The organism is Massilia sp. 9I (assembly GCF_902506415.1).
In the GTDB taxonomy this organism is placed as follows: Bacteria; Pseudomonadota; Gammaproteobacteria; order Burkholderiales; family Burkholderiaceae_D; genus Telluria.
In genome coordinates this window covers 50565-69804 of the sequence record NZ_LR733275.1, presented here as the reverse complement: position 1 = coordinate 69804, position 19240 = coordinate 50565, and the positions used below count along the sequence as shown (strand labels likewise).

The following is a 19240-nucleotide window of genomic DNA, read 5'->3' as shown; positions in this document are numbered from 1 at the left end:
CATGCTCCTTCGCTCAGCGCACCAGGGCGGCGAGGGTATGCGCCAGGATCCGCAGGTCGCCCCAGAAGCTGCGTTCCCTGACATAGCGCACGTAGTAGTCGAGCTTGACGGGCAGGACAGCCTCCACGTAGGCGCGCTCGGGGTCGGCGGCGCGCGCCAGGATCGCGTTCTCGTCCTTGTAGCGGATCGCGGCCCAGTCGGTAATGCCGGGGGCCACCGACAGCACCAGGCGCCGCTGTTCAGGTGGATAGCAGTCGACGTAGCGCGGCACTTCGGGACGCGGCCCGACCAGGCTCATGCTGCCCTCGAGCACGTTCCACAGCTGGGGCAGCTCGTCCAGCTTGTAGTGGCGCAGGAAACGGCCGGCGCGCGTCACGCGAGGGTCGGCGCCGACCGTGATCTGGGGGCCGTCGAGCTTGCGCTGCTGCATGGTGCGGAACTTGTAGATCGTGAACAAGCCGCCGCCGCGCCCGACGCGCTGCTGGCGGAACAGCACCGGTCCGGGCGAGTCGATCCGGACCCATAGCGCGATCAGGAGCAGCAGCGGCGCCAGTGCAACCAGCCCGACCGCGGCGCCCAGCAGGTCGAAGGCGCGCTTGCTCATGACAGCAGCTCGTACAGGGCCGCGACCACGCGGTCCTGGTCGGAGTCGAGCATGCGGGTGTACAGCGGCAGCGTGAGCATGCGCTCGAAGCTGGCCTCGGCCACCGGGAAGGCCTCCGGATTCAGGCCGTAGCTGTCGCGCCAGTAGGGCTGGCGGTGCAGGGGGATGAAGTGCACGCTGGTGCCGATGCCGCGTTCCGCCAGCTCGTTGATCAGCTCATCGCGCCCAATGCCGGCGCCATCCGTCAGGCGCACCACGTACAGGTGCCAGGCATGGGTGCTGCCGAGTATTGGATGCACTGGCAGCTGCAGCGGCAGCTCGGCGAGGGCTTCGTCGTAGCGCTGGGCCAGCCAGGTGCGGCGCTGCTGGAAGCGGTCGATCTTGCGCAGCTGTTCGATCCCGATCGCCGAGGCGATGTCGGTCAGGTTGTACTTGAAGCCGGCGGCGATCACTTCATAGAACCAGGCCGGCACACGCGAGGTATAACGGTCGAAGGCGTCGCGGCTGATGCCGTGCAGGCGCATGCAGCGCATGCGCGCGGCCAGCTCCGGATCGCGCGTCACGATCATGCCGCCTTCGCCGGTGGTCATGGTCTTGTTGGCGTAGAAGCTGAAGACGGTGATGTCGCTGCCGAGCGTGCCCACCAGCTTGCCGTCGAGCCGGGTGGGGAAGGCGTGGGCGGCGTCGTCAATGACGCGCAGACCGTGGCGTGCGGCCAGGTCCAGGATGGCGTCCATGTCGCAGGCCAGCCCGGCGTAGTGCACCGGCATGATGGCGCGGGTGCGCGGCGTGATCGCGGCGGCCACCGCGGCGGGCGAGATGTTCAGGGTGCCTGGCTCGACGTCCACGAACACCGGGCGGGCGCCGAGGTAGCGCACCACCTCGGCGGTGGCGGTGAAGGTCATGGTGGGGACAATGACTTCGTCGCCGGGGCCGATGCCGACGCTTTCCAGCGCCAGGTGCAGGCCGGCGGTGGCGGAATTGACCGAGATCGCCTCGACGTCGCCGCCCAGGTAGGCGCGGAAGTCCTGCTCGAAGCGGCGCGTGGTGGGCCCGGTGGTCACCCAGCCCGAACGCAGGCAGACTTCGACCGCGCGGATTTCCTCGTCGCCGATGTCGGGCAGCGCGAAGGGCAGGAAGCGGGGAGGGAGATCGTCCAGCGGGTCGCTGCTGGGCGCCGCTGGCGCCTGTGCCTGTTCAGCCATGGGAAACCTCGTGTGCGAAAGTGGTCAGGAAACGCTGTCCAAGGACGGGATAGGTCAGGTTGGCCAGCGCATAGGCGCGTCCGCGCTCGCCCAGCGCGCGGCGCTCGGAACGGCGCATGGCCAGCAGCGCCGCCAGCCCGCCGGCGACGGCGGCCGGGTCTTCCGGCGCCACCGTCAGGCCACAGCCGGCGTCAAGCACCGGGTCGTTGCCGGCTTCCACAGCGTGCAGCACCGGGCAGCCACCCATCATGTAGTCGATCAGTTTGTTCGGCGCGATGCCGAAGCGGTACAGGGGCTGGCGCTGCCATCCGAGGTAGGCGATGTCGAGCCTGGCCATCAGCGCCGGGATCTGGGCCTTCGGGATCGGCGCCACGAAGTGCAGCCGGGCCAGGCCCAGCTCGCGCGCACGCCGCTCGAGCCGCGCCTTCACCGGGCCATCCCCGACCAGCACGAAGGCCAGGGGCTGGTCCTTGAGGAGGCTGGCGGCCTCTAACAGGGTGTCGAGCGCATTTGCCAGGCCGTGGCTGCCGGTATAGCCGACCACGGACAGGCCCTGGGCGCGCAGGCCGGACAGCAGGGCGTCGAGTTCCTCCGGCAGCGCGCCAGGCGCCGCCAGCCATTCGGCCGGGTCGGTGCCGTTCGGGACCACGTGCAGCTTGTGCGGCGCCATGCCGCGCGCTTCCAGGTGCTCGCGCACCTTGGGCAGGATCGAGACGACCGTGTCGGCGTTGCGGCAGGCGTAGTCCTCGGCTGCCTGCAGCAGCCGGATGAAGGGATGGTGGCGCGAGAACCCGCCCAGCTCCATCGGCGACAGCGGCCACAGGTCGTGCACTTCGTGCAGCAGGCGGGCCCCGGCGAGGCGCGCGATGCGGTGCGCCGGCCAGATGTCGAGCGGGTAGGTGCTGGAGGCGATCACCACCTGGGGCGCCACCTCGCGCGCCAGCGTGGCTGCTTCACGCCACAGGCGCAGCACGAAGGCGCCCATATTGCGCACCCGCGCCAGGCCGTTGCCCTGGTAGGGCGGGGTGGCGAACCAGGTGTAGTCGATGCCGTCGATGTGTTCATCGACCCGGCTGCGTCCCCCCATGTCCGGCTGGCGCGCACGCACGTGGGCGTGGCTGGCGGCGACGATGCGCACCCGGTGCCCGAGCCTGACCCACTCGCGCGCGAGGTAGTAGGGACGGTACTCCATGCCGTGATGGACCGAGCCGGCGTAGTGGTTGATCAGGAGGATGTTCATCGACAGGACCCTAGGCGCGCCATGCCACTTCTTCGACCAGGCGGCGCACGTTGCAGCGCGTGCTCTCGACCCAGTTGGTTTCCCACTGCACCGGATGGGTCAGCAGGCAGATGTGCTGGTACTTTCCCAGCGCCTCGAAGGGCGACAGGGGGTAGTAGTAGACCGGATATTTGCGGTCGCTGATGTAGATGTCGAAGCAGCGCAGCAGCTCGGCGTCATAGGATTCGCATTCGATGCCACAGCGCCGGCGCAGCGCTTCGTCGCGCAGCAGTTCATGGTTGATGACCTTGAGGCGGCGGTTGGCGAAGTCGCCGTGGCTCGCCACCGTGCTGATCGGGATGCCCAGGCCCTCGACGATGCGGGCGACGTTGCGCGCGAACAGCGCGCGGATCTCGGGGAAGCGCTCGCGCACCGCTTCGGCGCTGCGCAGGCGGTGGCGCTTGGCGAAATCAGCCACTTCCTCGTAGTGGTAGCTGGCTTCGCTGCCGGCGGCTTCGATCTCGCGCATGAAGCCGAAGTCCAGGGTGCACAGGCGGAAGTAGTAGCTCGCGCGCACGCCATGGCGCGCTTCGATGTCGAACATCTTGCGCGCGGTGCGCAGGTCGCTGTCGATGTCGTGGCGGTGCACGAAGGTCGGTCCGGCAGGGCAGGAACCACCGCCGCGCACGCGGCGGAAGAAGTCGCGCACCGACAGCTGGGCGTAGCCGGCGTCGGCCACCTCGCGCACCAGGGCCTCGTATTCGCCGAGCCGGCTCGGCATCAGGTAATCCGCATAGACACGATTGAGCATGGCGTTCATTGCAGCGTATAGCTGGCGCGGTAGGGGCGAAAGCCCAGGATGGTCTTGAAATTCCGGAGCCCGGGCTGGGCGCCGAAGAAGGTGTCGTACATGACGTAGCGGACTTCGCGTTCTTCGATCAGGCGGCATATGGCCTCGCTCAGCAGCAAATGCATGATCCCGTCGTTATTACGGATTCCCATCATCTGGGAAAAGGAGGCGAAATTCCCGTAAATGCCCAGGGTGGCATAAGCGACGAGCTTGCCTTCCGGGTGCAATACGCCCCAATACCGGAAATGCTGCTGATCTTCGAAACGTTCCTGCTTGTCGAGATATTTCTGGTCCATCGGCCGGCCCTGGCGCGTATCGAGGCTGGTATTAATCTCGTAAATATCGTCGACATGGACCTTGCGGTCGATATCGCGCACCACATAACCGCGGCTGCGCGCCCGTTTGGCGTGATAGCCGCCCTGGTTCTTGCCCTTGATATGCTCCAGGTAGGCTTCGCGATCCGGGAATTGAGAGAGATCGATCAAGGCCGCGCCGATGGTCTTATGGCCGATGATCTTGAAACGCGGATGCGGTTTCGTATAACTGCGGTAGGTGGCCTTGATATCGTCCGGATCGATACGCTGGGAAAACGTGAGCCGTGCGCGGGGTAATTTCATTACCTCTAGAAACGTATTGTAATGTTGCAGGAACATAAGTGATCCCATATTTCTTTGATAACTAGACAATACGGCTGATGACGCCAGGCCCATTTGAACTAACGTAAGGCCGGGACGTCGAATTCAGTCGGTCGAATGGATGGAACGGGCCGGTAAAGTGGTTTTGCCGAATACGCCCTTGCGCATTGGGCGCGGCGCCAGCAGGTCGGTATAAAAGGCAATCAGTTTGTCGGCCTCGTTTTCCCAGTTGTAGCGTTCCAGGACGGCGCGCCGGCCGTTGGCGCCCATCTCGCGCGCCAGGCGCGGATGACTGGCGAGGTGGTCGATGGCGGCGGCGATCGCAGCCGGGTTGCGCGGGTCGACGCACAGGCCGCAGCCGCTGCCTTCGACGATGTCGCGCCACAGCGGAAAGTCGGAGGCGATCACGGGAATGCCTGCGGCCATGTACTCGAACATCTTGACCGGCAGGGCTTCCTGGTAGCTGGTGGTCGGCAGCAGGGTCACGAGACCGGCGAATGCGCGCGCCATCACTGCGGCGACACCGTCGCGGTCGAGGTGGCCGAGCGCATCGACGCGGCGCCAGCCCGGATAGCCCTGGATTTCGGCTTCCAGTTCCGCTTCGCCGAAGCTGCCGGCAAGCGCCAGGCGCGCCGGGGTGCGCAGCAAGGCGCAGGCCTGGACCAGCTCGCGCACGCCGCGGATCGCGGAAATGCTGCCGACGTAGCAGAAGCTGTCGCGTGCGCCCGCCGTCTCCGTGATCTCGGCCCTCAGGGGCGCTTGGGCGAACTCTTCTGCGCGCGGAAAGTTGTTGACGTCCACGGTCAGCGGATTGAGCGCCGCCAGGCGCGCCCGGATCAGCGGCGTGGCCGCCAGCACGCCGTCGAAACGGCGCAGGGCGCTTCGCTCGAGGGCGGCGTAGGCGCGCGACACCAGGCGTGCGCTGCGCGGCGACAGGTAGGGCTTGTCGAGCAGCTGCGAGGGGACGTCTTCGTGGGCGTCGAACACCACCTTGCGCCCGCCAAAGGCCAGGCGCAGCCCGACCGGGATCAGTTCCGGATCGTGCAGCTGGTAGACGTCGGCGCCGAGCGCCAGCGCGGCGCGGCCGACGCGGCGGGTGCTGCGCAGCATGCGCTCGCGCCGGCCGGATGGACGGCCGACGTCGACGATGCGGACTCCATCGCGGCAGGCGTCGCCAAGGCCGTCGGCCACCACCAGGGCGACTTCATGCCCGTGGCTGGCGAGGCTGCGGCACTGCTTCACGAAAATCCGTGTATCGAAGCGCGGATGTGCTGAGCTCAGGTGCACGATGCGGGCCATGTTTCCTCTCGTAGGCGTAACGCGCGCAGCAGCCGAGGGTGGCGCTGAGCAGCATGTCGGTGAAGTAGTGGGACGTCAGCAGCAGCAGGATGGTGACGCAGGCGAACGCAAAGGCGCACATGAACAGGCCGCGGTCGCGGGCGGCGAAGTATTCGTGGATGAACATCGGCGTGATCGGCAGCACCGCCAGCGCCGCCAGGTAGACCATGCCGAACAGGCCCAGGTCGACCCAGGCCGACAGCACGTTGTGGGAGTAATAGCCGGGCTTGTAGCTGGCGTAGTCGCCGAACAGCGGATGGGCCGACACGGTCTGCCAGGCGTGCACGGTGAGCTGGTGGCGCTTGTTGGCCGATGTCGAGTGCGACAGGTCGAGCAGTTCCAGGATGCGGTTCGAAGGCAGCGACGCCAGGATCTGGTCGAAGTACATCGAGAGCAGGACCGCCACCATGGCGGCCGCCAGGATGAAGTAGAGCTTGTGGCGCGAATAGTAGAACTCGATTACCGGGATCGTGAACAGCAGGGCCGCGAACTCGCTGCGCGCGGTGTTGACGAACAGGGTGGCGGCGCCCAGCGCATGCAGCACCAGGCGCAGCGGCAGGTGGCGGGTGAAGCTGACCACGGCCAGGTAGGTGAACAGGTAGGAGCGCGAGAAACCCTGGTAAGTGGCGAGCGCGTCGGCATCCTTGGCGATGCCCAGCGCGCCCAGGTAGAACACGCCGTCCACTGAGTTGGTGAACGCGATGGTGGACATCGCGGCCAGGCTGAGTATGCCGACGACCCGGAAGCGGCGGCTGTCGAAATCGATAAGGCTGAACTGGATATAGACCAGCACCATGAACAGGATGCCCAGGATGTGGTTGGTCACGATCGTACGGTTGGCGCCGGAGGCGCCATTGACCAGCACCACCGTCAGGAAATAGGCGAAGAACAGGCCGTAGTGGAGATCGACCATGGTCAGCCGGCGCGGGTCGCGCCGCACGCGCGCCAGGTAGATCAGGCACACCGGCATGGCGAAGGCCACGGCGACCGGCGCAAAATAGCCGCCCAGGAAGGCGCCGGTGGTGCCGGTGCCGAGCAGGGTGTGATAGAAGAAGAAGCCGGGGAAGAGCAGGAAGAAGGAGGCGACCAGCACCAGCTGGTCGCGCCGTTCCCAGCCGCGCAGCGCGATGGCTCCCTTGCGTGATTTTTTCATGCGGCCGCCAGCACGTTGCGGGAACACTGCCAGGACATGTGCAAATACACCAGGTATAGGCAGCAGTAGCCGACCACGTAGCACAGCACGTTCTGCTTGACGCTGCCCGGCGCCAGGAAGGCCGCCAGTGTCATGGCGAACAGGGCCACCTGCCACCACAGATCGGCCTGCTGGCGCCCGGCCACGAAGAACACGTAGCTGAGCGGGCTGGCGATGAAGTTGAGCAGGAACAGCGGCGCCATCAACTGGGCCAGTTCCCCCGCGCTGCGCCAGTTGGCGCCGAACACCCAGCCGAACAGCAGGGGCGCGAACAGCAGCAGGACCAGGGAGGGACCGGCGCCGAGCAGGGCCAGCGCCTTGAAGGTGTGGCGGTAGGCGCGTGCGCAGTTGCCGTGTTCCTCGAACTCGCGCACGGACTCGCGCTTGAACACTTCCAGCACGGACGAGGCGACCAGCGAGACCGGCGCCGACAGCACGCGCTGGGTCAGGGCGTACAGGCCGGCGGCCAGGGCGCCGTGGCGCATCCCGATCAGGAACAGGGGCAGCTGGCTGACCGCGCCGTTGAGCAGGTTCGAGGGCAGCGAATAACGCCAGAACTTCTGGTGCCGCAGCAGGTGCGCGCGCTGCTGGGCGTCGAGGCGCCAGCCGATCGGCGCGCTGGGCGGACGCAGGAGCAGGCGCGAGGTGGCGAAGCCGGCCGAGGTGCCGATCAGGTGTCCCAGCACCAGGCCGATGCCGCCCAGGCCGGCCTGCAGCAGGGCCAGCTGGGAAGTGACGATGACGGCGGCGGTAGCGACCTTGGCGCGCGCCGCCTTGCCGAAGGCATTGTGCGAGGTGGCGAAGGCGAGCGTGGTCTGCATGCACGCGGTGAACCAGGTGCCCAGGCCCAGGGTGAGCAGGGCGGTCCAGGACAGGCGGGCGGCGGCGTCGACGCCGGCCAGGCGCGTCCCGGCCGCCAGCAGCGTCAGCAGCAGGGCGGTGACCGTGGTGCTGTAGAACACCACCCGGAAACAGGCGCGCTGTCGCTCCGGCTCGTGGTCGAGGATCATCGCCGCTTCCATGCGCAGAGTGGCGCCGATCGCCGCGACCGCGACGATGCCGAGCCAGACGCTGTAGGCGCCGAGCTCGGCCGGCGTGCACATCCGGGTCAGGATCGGCGCGGCCAGCAGCGGCAGCGCCTGGGCGCCGACGGCCCCGCCCAGCACCGTGGCCACGTTGCGCCAGAACGGCGCCGCGTGGCCCAGGCGCGCCTTCAGGCGCTGTTTCAGACGATTGATCATCGAGGTTCCGCTCAGGCCGCCTTGTCGCCGGGCTGCAGCTGTGCCAGCGCCTGTCCCAGTGCCTGGACCACGCGGTGGGCGCTGGCGCGGTCGAGGTAGGGGCCCATCGGCAGGCTCAGCACTTCCTGGGCCAGGCCGGCGGCCACCGGGCAGCCGCCAGGGCCGGCCCAATGGGCGTAGGCCGGCTGGCGGTCGATCGGGACCGGATAGTGGACCGCGGTCGGGATACCGGCCGCGTGCAGGATTTCCTGCAGGCGCTCGCGCTGGGGAACCCGGACCGTGTACTGGGCGTAGACGCTGCTGCGGTCCGGGCGCAGGGTGACCGGTTCGAGCAGGCCCGCGAGCGAACCGGCGAGCAGGTCGTCGTAGCAGGCGGCGGCGCGCTGGCGCTGCTCGATTTCCCACTCGAAGCGCTCCAGCTTGGCCAGCACGACGGCGCATTGCAGGGTGTCCATGCGTCCGCCGACACCGATGCGGGTGTGCACGTAGCGGCGCGACTGGCCGTGCACGCGGATCTCGCGCATCGCGGTGGCGAGGGCGTCGTCGCTGGTGAACAGGGCGCCGCCGTCGCCGTAGCAGCCGAGCGGCTTGCTGGGGAAGAAGCTAGTGCAGCCGATGGTCGACAGGTTGCCGCTCTTGCGGCCGCGGTAGCCGGCGCCGAAGCTCTGGGCGGCGTCCTCGATCACGGCCAGGCCATGGCGTTCGGCAAGGGCGTTGATCTCGTCCATGTCGGCCGGCTGCCCGTACAGCGACACCGGGATGATGGCGCGGGTGCGCGGCGTGATGCGCTCTTGGACCAGGCGGTGGTCGAGGTTGCAGGTATCCGGCTCGACGTCGACGAACACCGGGGTCGCGCCCAGCAGCACGATGGCCTCGGCGGTGGCGATGAAGGAAAAGGGCGTCGTGATGACTTCGTCGCCGGGCGCCACGCCCAGCGCCATCAGGGCGATCACCAGGGCTTCGGTGCCGGAGGACACTGTGATGCAGTGGCGCGCGCCGGTGTAGGCGGCCAGCCGGCCTTCCAGCTCGGCCACTTCCGGGCCCATGATGTACTGGCCGTGGTCGAGGACCGCCTGGATGCGCGCGTTGATCAGATCGCGGGACGCGAGGTATTGCGACTTGAGGTCGATGAAATCCATGGAGTTCCTCGTTACGGTTGAAGGGCGGTGCGTTCGAGGCGGCAGGCGCCCTCGTGCAGCACGTAGAGATCGCCCGTATGCGGGCAGCGCGCTTCTGCGCTCGCCTCACCCTTGCTGTCGGCGCTTGGGAGAGGCAGGTCGAGGCGTTCGCCGAAGCGGCTGATCCAACCGATCTGGCGCGCCGGCACCCCGGCCACCAGGGCAAAGGCGGGCACGTCGCGGTTGGCGACGGCGCCGGCGGCCACGAAGGCGTATTCGCCCACCGTGACGCCGCAGACGATGGTGGCGTTGGCGCCGATGGTGGCGCCGCGCCGCACCAGGGTGCGCCGGTATTCGTGCTTGCGGGTGACCGCCGCGCGCGGGTTGTAGACGTTGGTGAACACCATGCTCGGACCGCAGAAGACTTCGTCCTCGAGCGTGACGGCGTCGTAGATCGAGACATTGTTCTGGACCTTGACCTGGTTGCCGAGCACCACGTCGTTGCCGACATACACGTTCTGGCCGAGCGAGCAGTCGCTGCCGATGCGCGCGCCGGCGCAGACGTGGGCGAAGTGCCAGACCCGGGTGCCGTCGCCGAGGGCGGCGCCGTGGTCGACGATGGCGCTGGAGTGGATTACGATGGCCATGTTCAATACTCCAGCGGCAGGGCGATGCGCTTGCCGTCGCGCGCCGAGCGGTAGGCGGCGACCAGCACCTCGAGCGACTTCAGGCCTTCGCGCCCGTCGGTTTCCGGCTCGGCTTCGCCGCGCAAGACTTTGATGACGTTGTCGTAGTAGAGCGGATGGCCGAAGCCGTAGACCGAGGTGGTCTGGTAGCTGGCTTCGCGCACCCGTTCGTCGTCCGGGTCGGGCTGGGCGAATTCCCATTGCTGGACTTCGTTGACGGCGACGCCGCCGATGCGCGCCGTGCCGTGCTCGCCGAGAATGGTGATCGAGCCTTCCATGTTGCGCGGATAGGTCAGCATGGTCACGTTCATCGAGCCGAGCGCGCCATTGCGCCAGCGCAGGCTGATCACGCCGGTGTCCTCGACCTCGATGTCGCGCGCCAGGGTGGCGGTATAGGCCTGCAGGCTTTCCACCGGGCCGACGATCCAGTCGATCAGGTCGACGTAGTGGCTGGCCTGATTCATGAAGGCGCCGCCGTCGAACTCCCAGGTGCCGCGCCATTTGGCGCTGTTGTAGTACTCGCTTGGCCTGGTCCAGAACACGTTCAGGTTGACCATGTAGATGCGCCCGAAGCGCTTCTTCTCGACTGCGCTCTTGAGCAGCTGCAGGGTGGCGTTGCGGCGGTTCTGCTTGACCACGAACATGCGCACCCCGGCCGCGTCGGCTGCGGCGACCATGGCCTTGCCGTCCTCCCAGCGCGTGGCCATGGGTTTCTCTGTCACCACGTGGCGTCCGGCGCGCGCGACCTGGATCGCCTGCTGCGGGTGCAGCCCGGACGGGGTGCACAGGACAAAAGCGTCGGCTTCGCACTCGGCCAGCATGCGGTCCAGGCTGCGCCAGCTGCGGGCCCCGGTGGCGGCTGCAGCGGCCTCGAGGGCGCGCGGTTCGACGTCGCAGACGCCGACCAGTTCGCAGCGGTCGTGGTGCTCGCGCATGGCATTCATGTGGTTCTTCGCAATACGGCCGCAGCCGACCAGGGCGAAGCGGATCTTGCGGTCGAGAATGGCAGGGGGGTAGGAACGCATCGTGTTCTCCGGCGGATGTCGGTCGGTCATGCGGTTGGTTGAGAATCAGGCCTTGACGACGTTCGGCAGGCGTTCGGTATAGACGCCGCGGGTGTCGACGATCAGGTTGGCGTACTGGCGCACCAGCTCGTAGTCGAAGGCGCTGTGGGCGGTGGCCAGCAGCACCACGTCGTAGGATGCGATCGCGTTCGGCGTCAGGGGCACGCTGGAGAGCTCGAAGCGGTGTTCGCGCATGCGCGGGAAGACCGGCACGTGGGGGTCGGAATAGGCGACGGTGGCGCCCTTGCGGCGCAGGATCTCCATCAGGGCCACCGAGGGCGATTCGCGCATGTCCTCGACATCTTTCTTGTAGGCGATGCCCAGCACCAGCACCCGGCTGCCCATGATCGAGCGGCCGCGCTCGTTGAGGGCGTCGGCCACCTTGGAGATGACCCAGTGCGGCATGTCGCTGTTGATCTCGCCGGCCAGTTCGATGAAGCGGGTATGCACGCCGTATTCGCGCGCCTTCCAGGTGAGGTAGAAGGGGTCGATCGGGATGCAGTGGCCGCCCAGGCCGGGGCCCGGGTAGTAGGGCGTGAAGCCGAAGGGCTTGGTGGCGGCGGCGCGGATCACCTCGTGGATGTCGATGCCCATGCGGTCGGCGATGATCTTCATCTCGTTGACGAGGCCGATGTTGACGGCGCGGTGGATGTTCTCGAGCAACTTGGTGAGTTCGGCGGCGCGGGTCGAGCTGACCGGCACCACGCGGTCGACCGCGGCGCGGTACAGGGCCAGCCCGGCTTCCAGGCAGCCGGGGGTAGTGCCGCCGCAGACCTTGGGGATGGTGCGGGTCTGGAAATCGGGGTTGCCCGGGTCTTCGCGTTCCGGCGAGAACACCAGGAACAGGTCGCGCCCGACGGAAAAGCCGCGCGACTCCAGGCGCGGCCGCAGTTCTTCCTCTGTGGTGCCGGGGTAGGTGGTGCTTTCCAGCGACACCACCTGGCCTTCGCGCACATAGGGCAGCAGGGCGGTGACGGTGCCCAGCACGTAGGACAGGTCGGGTTCGCGGAAGGCGTTCAGCGGGGTCGGCACGCAGATGATCAGGGCGTCGGCCTCGCCGGCGCGGGTGAAGTCGGCGGTGGCCTCGAAGCCCAGCTCGCGCGCCGAGGCGATGGCGCGGGCATCGATGTGCTTGATGTAGCTCTCCCCGCGGTTCAGGCGCTCGACCTTGTCGGTATCGATGTCGATGCCCAGCACCTTGAAGCCTTGCGCCGCGTAGCACAGGGTCAGCGGCAGGCCGACATAGCCGAGGCCGACGATGCCGATGACGGCGGTGCGGTCCTGCAGCTTGGCCAGCAGCTGCTCCAGGTGAGGGGAGGTGTTCTCGTCGCGCATGTGTTTCCTCGTCGGTCAGTGGCGGTGAATGGGAGATCTAGATCCGGAACGGCACGAATTTCTTGATCAGGCTGGGGGACTGCGACTCCGCAACCAGCGGCGGGACGAGCTCCGGGGTGGTCGGCACGTACTCGGCGACGATGGCCTTGACCATCGATTCGATGGTGCCGCGCTCGTGCGTTTCGCAAGCCATCATCAGGCAGGTGATGCAGGTTTCCAGCACGCTGGGACGCAGCGCGCTTTCCTTCATGCGCATGATGCGCGGGTGCTCGCTGGGGAAGACGGTGCCCTCGGTAAGCAGCTCTTCGTGCAGCTTCTCGCCCGGGAACAGGCCGACGAACTGGATCTCGATGTCGCCGCGCGGGTTCTGCGGCGTGCGCTCGGTGAGGCCGGACATGGCGATCATGGTGCGCGCCAGGTCGACGATCTTGACCGGTTCGCCCATGTCGAGCACGAACACGTCGCCGCCCTTGGCCATGGCGCCGGCCTGGATCACCAGCTGGGCCGCCTCGGCGATCAGCATGAAGTAGCGCGACACCTCCGGGTGGGTGATGGTCATCGGGCCGCCGCGCGCGATCTGGCGCTGGAACAGGGGAATGACGGAGCCGGACGAGCCCAGCACGTTGCCGAAGCGGACCATGCAGAAGGTGGTGTGGGCGCCATGGCGCACTGCCGCCGCCTGGAAGATCAGCTCGGCGATGCGCTTGCTGGCGCCCATGATGTTGGTCGGCCGCACCGCCTTGTCGCTCGAGATCAGGACGCAGGTCTCGACCTTGTGCTGGGCGGCCGCGCTGGCCACCACCTGGGCGCCGATCACGTTGTTGCGCAGGCCCTCGACGATGTTGGCCTCGACCAGGGGCACGTGCTTGTAGGCGGCGGCGTGGTAGATGGTGTCGACCTTGCCGTCGCGCAGGATGCGCTCGACCAGCTCGCTGTTGCAGACCGAGCCCAGGTGGGCGTGGATGGTCAGGCCGGGGAAGCGCGCGGTCAGCTCCTGGCGCACCGTGTACAGGGCGTATTCGGAGTGGTCGAGCAGGTGCAGCTCGTGCGGGGTGAGGGTGACGATCTGGCGGCACAGCTCGCTGCCGATGGAGCCGCCGGCGCCGGTGACGAGCACGCTCTTGCCGCGTACGCAGCGGGCGAACAGGTCGAGGCGCGGCGGCACCGGCGGGCGGCCCAGCAGGTCTTCGAACTTGAGTTCGCGGATCGAGCCGCGTGCCGGCGGGCGGTCGTCGGCCAGGTCGACCAGGCGGCTCAGGATTTTGACCGGCACCCCGGCCTGGCCCAGGCGCTGCATGATGTCGCGCAGGCGCTCCGGCGACACCGAGGGCAGGGCGATCACGATGGTGCGGATGCCCTGGGCCGCGACCAGTTCGGCCAGGCGGGTGGTATTGAACACGCGCAGCCCGGCAATGGTGCGCTCGTTGAGAGCGCGCTTATCGTCGAAGAAGCAGACCGGGCGGTAATCGTCGCTGTGGCGCATCGCCTGGACCAGGCGCGCGCCGGCCTCGCCGGCGCCGTAGACAGCCACCGCGTCGGAATTGGCCGGACGCCGTCCGCCGTGGGCGCGCAGCAGGTTGCGCAGGCCGATCCGGGAAATCACGACATAGGAAAACACCACGAACCAGTAAATGGCGAGCGCACTGCGCGGAAAACGCGGCTCGTTCATGATGATTAATACGACATACACGCACAATATGGCGAATGCGAGCGCTGCGCCGGTAAAACTCAATAAACGCTGGTCGATAAAACGGATTACCGCGCGATATAAATCGGAGACCGAAAAAGCGGCAATTGTCACCACCGCCACCAGGGCATAGGAAGCGGGGCCGAAATTACTCGCAAGCTGTAAATCACCTCCACGCAATATCATCGCGATCAGGAAACAGACCGGCAATGCCAGCAGATCGGCCCCTACCATCAGGGCGATCTTGCTGGTGCGGCTCATCGACACCATCCTTGCGCAAAGCTGGCTGAATAGATCGGATCTGAAATTGGGCATGGCAATCCGCTGCTGGTTAGGATTGATTGAGACTGCTTTAATAATGAATTCGGGCGCGGTGATGCATAAAGGAGAAAAGCCAGGAGTGGGCCGGGTCTTTATACGAAAAATAGGTAAGAAAGTTTTGTAAATTTATTATCTGGCGACCACTACTTACGGAGTTTGACTTCACTCAACGGCAGCAAGTGAATTAATTTGAAACCGGCTAAAAATAATGATAAGAAATGTAAACAGGAAATAAATCGCTTAATTCATTTCCATTGATTACTTTATTGATGAGCAGAACTGCTGAGCGCTAGAGGGAGGGGAGGGAATAGACAGGCATGCGCATGCACTGGACGCACATGCACATGGGAAGCGGTGAAAAAACAACGCGCCGGCAAGGCGGCGCGTGTGGATGTGAAACAGGCCGCCGGCGCGGCCGATGAACGACTCAGGCCTGCGGGCGGCCCGGACGTGGCTGCGGCGCCATCGGGGGCACCGTGATCTGCTCGTTCAGGCGCAGGAACTTGAAGCCGGCCAGCACCTGGCCCGGCTTGCCCTCGCGCGCATTGCGCGCTTCGCGCTCCGCGGCGCGCGCGATGAAGGAGTCGAAGCTCTCTTCGCGCACCTGCGGCGCCTGCGAGTGCAGCAGTTGACGTTCGCCGTTCGGACCCAGCACCACCAGGCCGACGTGCGAGGCCCAGTATTCGCCGTTGCGGGTAGAGATCACGTTCACGAAGTCGCCTTCCTGCAGCTGGCTGGCGATGGCCGCCACTCCCTCCTTGGCGACATAGGCCTGGCGGCTGCTCTCCACGGGAATGTCGGCCACGGTGTTGTGGCGGGTGCGCAGGAAGCGCGCCCGGTCCACCGTCATCGCATATGACGGGCCGTTCGGTCCCGCCAGCTCGGCGCTGACGTCGGTGACCAGCCAGCGGTTGGCCACGTTCCAGTCCATCTCGGTGTAGTGGTTGCGGGTGGCGACGCCGATCACGCCGTCGCGGTAGCGGATCCGCTGCAGCATCCAGAAGAATTCCTCCCACGACTGCGACAGCGCCATCGCATAGGTGTGTTCGGCGAACACCACGCAGTCGCTTTCCTTCAGGCTGAACAGCGGCAGGCTGTCGTGGATTTCATACGGAAATTCGCCCAGCAGGTGGAGGGAATAGGGCTGGCCCAGGTTCTTGCGGCCGATCGCGGCGATGCGCTTGCGCAGGTTCGGCTCGGCCATCTGCACGTGGGCGATGTAGCGGCCCGCCTCCTGCGGCGTCATCTGGTAGATGGGCTTTTGCAGCAGCTGGGCCAGCGGAATTTCCGGCGCCGGGGTGGCGGGCGCCTGGGGCGGGGCGCTGGCGCAGCCGGCGAGGACGGCGCCGGCGAGCAGCAGGCAGGCGAGGCGAAGTGGGTTGGGCACGGCGGTAGGCACGGCGGTAGGCACGGCGGTAGGCATGGTCGTATTCTGGCTCATCTGGCAGTGGAAACTGGGTTCACGCTACTCCCGTGCGTGCGCAAGGCGGTAATGAAAATTTGTTTATTCGGTATAACTTTTGCAACGGTCGAATATGTACATTCCTCAAAGTTATATAGCCGCGAAAACAAGTGATTATTCAGCAAGGTGCATTTAATCAATACTCCAAAAATGGCAGCGATGGCGCCTGCCATTGCCTACCCAAGCTGCACATTAAAGCTATAAACACCAGGAGAGACAATATGTTCAAGCAGAAGCCGCTCGCAGCGGCCGTTTCGATGGCGGTATGGAGCCTTGCGGCCATGCCTGCGATGGCGCAGGATGCACCGTCGGGACAGATCCAGACCGTCGAAGTCACCGGTATCCGCGCCTCGATGGCCAAGTCGCTGGCCGTCAAGCGCGATTCCTCCGCCAACGTCGAGGTGATCACCGCCGAAGACGTGGGCAAGATGCCGGACAAGAACCTGGCCGACTCGCTGCAGCGCCTCGCCGGCGTGGCGGTGCGTACCGACTACGACGAAGCCGAGAAGGTCGCCATGCGCGGCACCAACCCGGACCATACCCTGATCCTGTTCAACGGCCACACCGTCTCCGGCGGCGACTGGTACGTTGCCGACCAGCTCTCGAGCAGCCGTTCGACCAGCCTGTCGCTGATGCCGTCCTCGGTCCTGAACCAGGCCGTGATCTACAAGACCTCGCAGGCCAACATCGTCGACGGCGGCATGGCCGGCACGATCAATGTCAGCACCCGCAAGCCGCTGGCCCAGAAGGAGCGCCTGACCGGCGTCGTCAACATCGGCGGCGTGTACTCGGAACTGCCTGGCAAGGCCGCCCACGACACCAATGCCTCGATGAACTGGAAGAACGAGTCGAACACCTTCGGCTTCATCCTGCAGGGCTTCGCTGAAAAGCGCCACGTGCGTCGCGACTCGGCCTCGCGCTTCGCCTACGCAGGCGGCAGCGGCTGGGACGTGATCAACACCTCCACGATGCTGGGCATTACCGACGCGTCGCTGGCCGGCACCGGCTACAAGGCCTCGGACCTGAACGGCGTTCGCATCCCGGGTTCGATGAGTACGGAATTCGTCGAAGGCGTGCGTGACCGCAAGGGCGGCATGTTCTCGGCCCAGTTCAAGCCGAACGCCGACCTCGACATGACCCTGACCGGCTTCCACTCGGAGATGAAGGCGAATAACTTCGGCCGCCTGAACGCCGGCGCCATGTTCAGCATGCTGCGCGGCCAGGGCGGCGCGCAGGGCGCCGCCACGCCGACCGATTCGAACGGCCAGCGCGTCTATGCCCAGATCAAAAACCCGGTCATCGTGACCGAGCGCACCCTGTACGGCCACGAGCTGAAGGTGCTGAAGTCGGCCGACATCGTCTACCCGACCGGCACCACCCCGCAGTACATCGGTGAAACCGAGGGCGCCTACCGTGACGGCGCCAAGGCGACCTCCGCCTTCCTCGACCTCGACGTGAAGTACCGCGTGAGCCAGGACCTGACCGTCAAGGGCCTGCTGTCGAGCACCAAGGGCGTCGGCCAGACCGCGCTCGACCAGGGCCTGACCTATACCCGCTACGGCACCGGGGTGCGCTACGCCCTGGGCGGCCTGCATGATGCGCCCTTCGTCCAGTACCTGGGCACCGGACCGAATGTCCCGGGCCGCAACGCCGACGGCAGCGGCTTCGTGCTGACCGGCCGCGCCGCGTCGGGCGTGAAGACCACCGACAAGGAAAACAGCATCAACATCGATGCCGAGTACCGCCTCGATAACGCCCTGGTCAAGTCGCTCGAATTCGGCGCGCGCCATGCCGATCACCGCCGCGACAGCGCGCGCCGCTTCCCGCAACTGCGCACCGGTAACCTGAACGACAATGCGCCGACCTCGGCGTCGAGCTTCATTCCTTATCCGTCGGACTTCGGCGCGGACCTGGACGGCCCGGCCGGCTGGGACAACACCAGCTGGACCCTGACTCCGGAAGCGATGAAGGCATACTTCGCGGCCAACTACAAGCCGACGAACGCCGACTGGGAGCGCCGCGTGTCGACCGAGCTCGATATGCGCGAGCGCCAGAGCGCCGCCTACATCATGGGTAACCTGGAAGGCGAACGCTGGTCCGGTAACCTCGGCCTGCGCTACGTGCGCACCAAGGTCAACGCCGCAGTGCCGTCGCCGATCCCGGTGGGCCTGTGCCCGCGTACCGAACCGGGCAAGCCTGCCACCACCTGCGCCGCGGTGCCGGGTGCGATCACCACCACCAGCGATGGCGTGCAGTACTACGACGGCGTGCCGTTCAACCCGCTGGCCGGCGTGATGTACTACAAGGAAGCGAAGGAAAGCACCTACGGCAATCTGCTGCCGAGCCTGAACATCCGCTACGAGCTGGACAAGGACCAGATCCTGCGCTTCGGCGCCAGCAAGACTCTCTCGCGTCAGAACTACAACCTGCTGGGCGCTGGCTATGGCTCGCCGACCTGCACCGACGGCTTCTGCCAGGTCACCGGCCCGAATCCGAACCTGGATGCGCTGGTGTCGAAGAACCTGGACCTGTCCTACGCCTGGTACTTCGCACGCCGCTCGATGGTGGGCGTGAACCTGTTCGCGTCGAACATCGAAGGCTATGCCAAGACCGGTATCGCCGGCCAGGACGTGGTGCAGCTGCTCGACCCGCGCGACAACACCATCAAGAACTTCGCGGTGAACTCGGCCTCGACGCAGGATGCCCGCATCCGCGGCATCGAGCTGATCTACGAACAGCCATTCGGCAACAGCCCGTTCGGCTTCACCTCGAACTTCAGCAAGTCGAAGACCAAGGTCGCGGACGGACGTCCGATGGTCGGCGCGTCGGAGTACGCGGCCAACCTGGGCGTGTACTTCGAGAACGACAAGCTGTCGGCGCGCGTGGTGGCGAACTATCGCAGCGAGTACATCAACACCTCGACCGCACCGGCGCCGAACGCCAACAGCCAGGGCCTGTCGACCATCAACGGCATCCTGATGCCGGTCGCGCCGACCATGGCCGCACCGGTGACCACGCTGGCCTTCAACATGAGCTACAACCTCATGCCGAACCTGGTGCTGTCCTTCGATGCGACCAACCTGACCAACGTGAAGCGCGCCTACTATCGCTACAGCGAAGAAGAGCAGCAGAAGCTGGACGTCACCGGCCGCATCTTCTACCTGAACCTGAAGTACCGCTTCTGATTCCCGTATAGATCCGTCTAAGGGGAGCTCCGGCTCCCCTTTTTTTATGCCTGTCGCGATCGCCTTCCACTGCCTCCCGCCGCCTTGTAGGAGACGGC

The 19240-nt window shown here is 66.2% G+C and carries 15 protein-coding genes; 1 reads left to right on the top strand and 14 read right to left on the bottom strand.

From position 1 onward, the window contains the following. Positions 1-13 precede the first annotated feature (13 nt). The 14 genes from GV068_RS00330 to GV068_RS00265 form a co-directional block, all read right to left on the bottom strand. Positions 14-604, bottom strand: coding sequence for a sugar transferase (locus GV068_RS00330; RefSeq protein ID WP_159695462.1), 591 nt, complete (start codon positions 602-604; stop codon positions 14-16). After that, positions 601-1809: a DegT/DnrJ/EryC1/StrS aminotransferase family protein gene (locus GV068_RS00325; RefSeq protein WP_159695461.1), complete on the bottom strand. Its 1209-nt coding sequence runs from the start codon at positions 1807-1809 to the stop codon at positions 601-603. The genes GV068_RS00330 and GV068_RS00325 overlap by 4 nt, the downstream gene beginning before the upstream one ends. Then, positions 1802-3049, bottom strand: a complete 1248-nt coding sequence (locus tag GV068_RS00320) for a glycosyltransferase family 4 protein (RefSeq protein WP_159695460.1) — start codon at positions 3047-3049, stop codon at positions 1802-1804. Before GV068_RS00320 ends, GV068_RS00325 begins: the two co-directional genes overlap by 8 nt. A gap of 10 nt (positions 3050-3059) precedes the next feature. Next, on the bottom strand, positions 3060-3839 hold the full coding sequence (locus GV068_RS00315) for a hypothetical protein (protein ID WP_229463542.1): 780 nt from the start codon (positions 3837-3839) through the stop codon (positions 3060-3062). 5 nt (positions 3840-3844) lie between these two features. After that, the gene (locus tag GV068_RS00310; RefSeq protein ID WP_229463540.1) at positions 3845-4495 is read right to left on the bottom strand and encodes a hypothetical protein; all 651 of its coding nucleotides are present in this window, start codon (positions 4493-4495) and stop codon (positions 3845-3847) included. A gap of 123 nt (positions 4496-4618) precedes the next feature. Beyond that, positions 4619-5755, bottom strand: coding sequence for a glycosyltransferase family 4 protein (locus tag GV068_RS00305; protein ID WP_229463538.1), 1137 nt, complete (start codon positions 5753-5755; stop codon positions 4619-4621). After that, on the bottom strand, positions 5718-7004 hold the full coding sequence (locus tag GV068_RS00300; RefSeq protein WP_201303221.1) for an O-antigen ligase family protein: 1287 nt from the start codon (positions 7002-7004) through the stop codon (positions 5718-5720). Before GV068_RS00300 ends, GV068_RS00305 begins: the two co-directional genes overlap by 38 nt. Continuing rightward, positions 7001-8284, bottom strand: a complete 1284-nt coding sequence (locus GV068_RS00295) for a lipopolysaccharide biosynthesis protein (protein ID WP_159695456.1) — start codon at positions 8282-8284, stop codon at positions 7001-7003. The genes GV068_RS00300 and GV068_RS00295 overlap by 4 nt, the downstream gene beginning before the upstream one ends. Positions 8285-8295: 11 nt before the next feature. Further along, positions 8296-9423: a DegT/DnrJ/EryC1/StrS aminotransferase family protein gene (locus GV068_RS00290; RefSeq protein WP_159695455.1), complete on the bottom strand. Its 1128-nt coding sequence runs from the start codon at positions 9421-9423 to the stop codon at positions 8296-8298. A gap of 11 nt (positions 9424-9434) precedes the next feature. Then, positions 9435-10049 (bottom strand): acyltransferase, encoded by a 615-nt coding sequence (locus GV068_RS00285; RefSeq protein WP_159695454.1) that lies wholly within the window; start codon positions 10047-10049, stop codon positions 9435-9437. Between the two features lie 2 nt (positions 10050-10051). Next, the gene (locus tag GV068_RS00280; protein WP_159695453.1) at positions 10052-11113 is read right to left on the bottom strand and encodes a Gfo/Idh/MocA family protein; all 1062 of its coding nucleotides are present in this window, start codon (positions 11111-11113) and stop codon (positions 10052-10054) included. 45 nt (positions 11114-11158) lie between these two features. Next, complete coding sequence (locus GV068_RS00275) at positions 11159-12487, bottom strand: nucleotide sugar dehydrogenase (protein WP_159695452.1); 1329 nt, start codon at positions 12485-12487, stop codon at positions 11159-11161. Between the two features lie 37 nt (positions 12488-12524). Beyond that, complete coding sequence (locus GV068_RS00270; protein ID WP_229464493.1) at positions 12525-14360, bottom strand: nucleoside-diphosphate sugar epimerase/dehydratase; 1836 nt, start codon at positions 14358-14360, stop codon at positions 12525-12527. 562 nt (positions 14361-14922) lie between these two features. After that, complete coding sequence (locus GV068_RS00265; RefSeq protein WP_159695450.1) at positions 14923-15918, bottom strand: N-acetylmuramoyl-L-alanine amidase-like domain-containing protein; 996 nt, start codon at positions 15916-15918, stop codon at positions 14923-14925. 260 nt (positions 15919-16178) lie between these two features. Here GV068_RS00265 and GV068_RS00260 point away from each other — a divergent pair, with 260 nt between their 5' ends. Next, complete coding sequence (locus GV068_RS00260) at positions 16179-19142, top strand: TonB-dependent receptor (protein ID WP_159695449.1); 2964 nt, start codon at positions 16179-16181, stop codon at positions 19140-19142. Positions 19143-19240 lie beyond the last annotated feature (98 nt).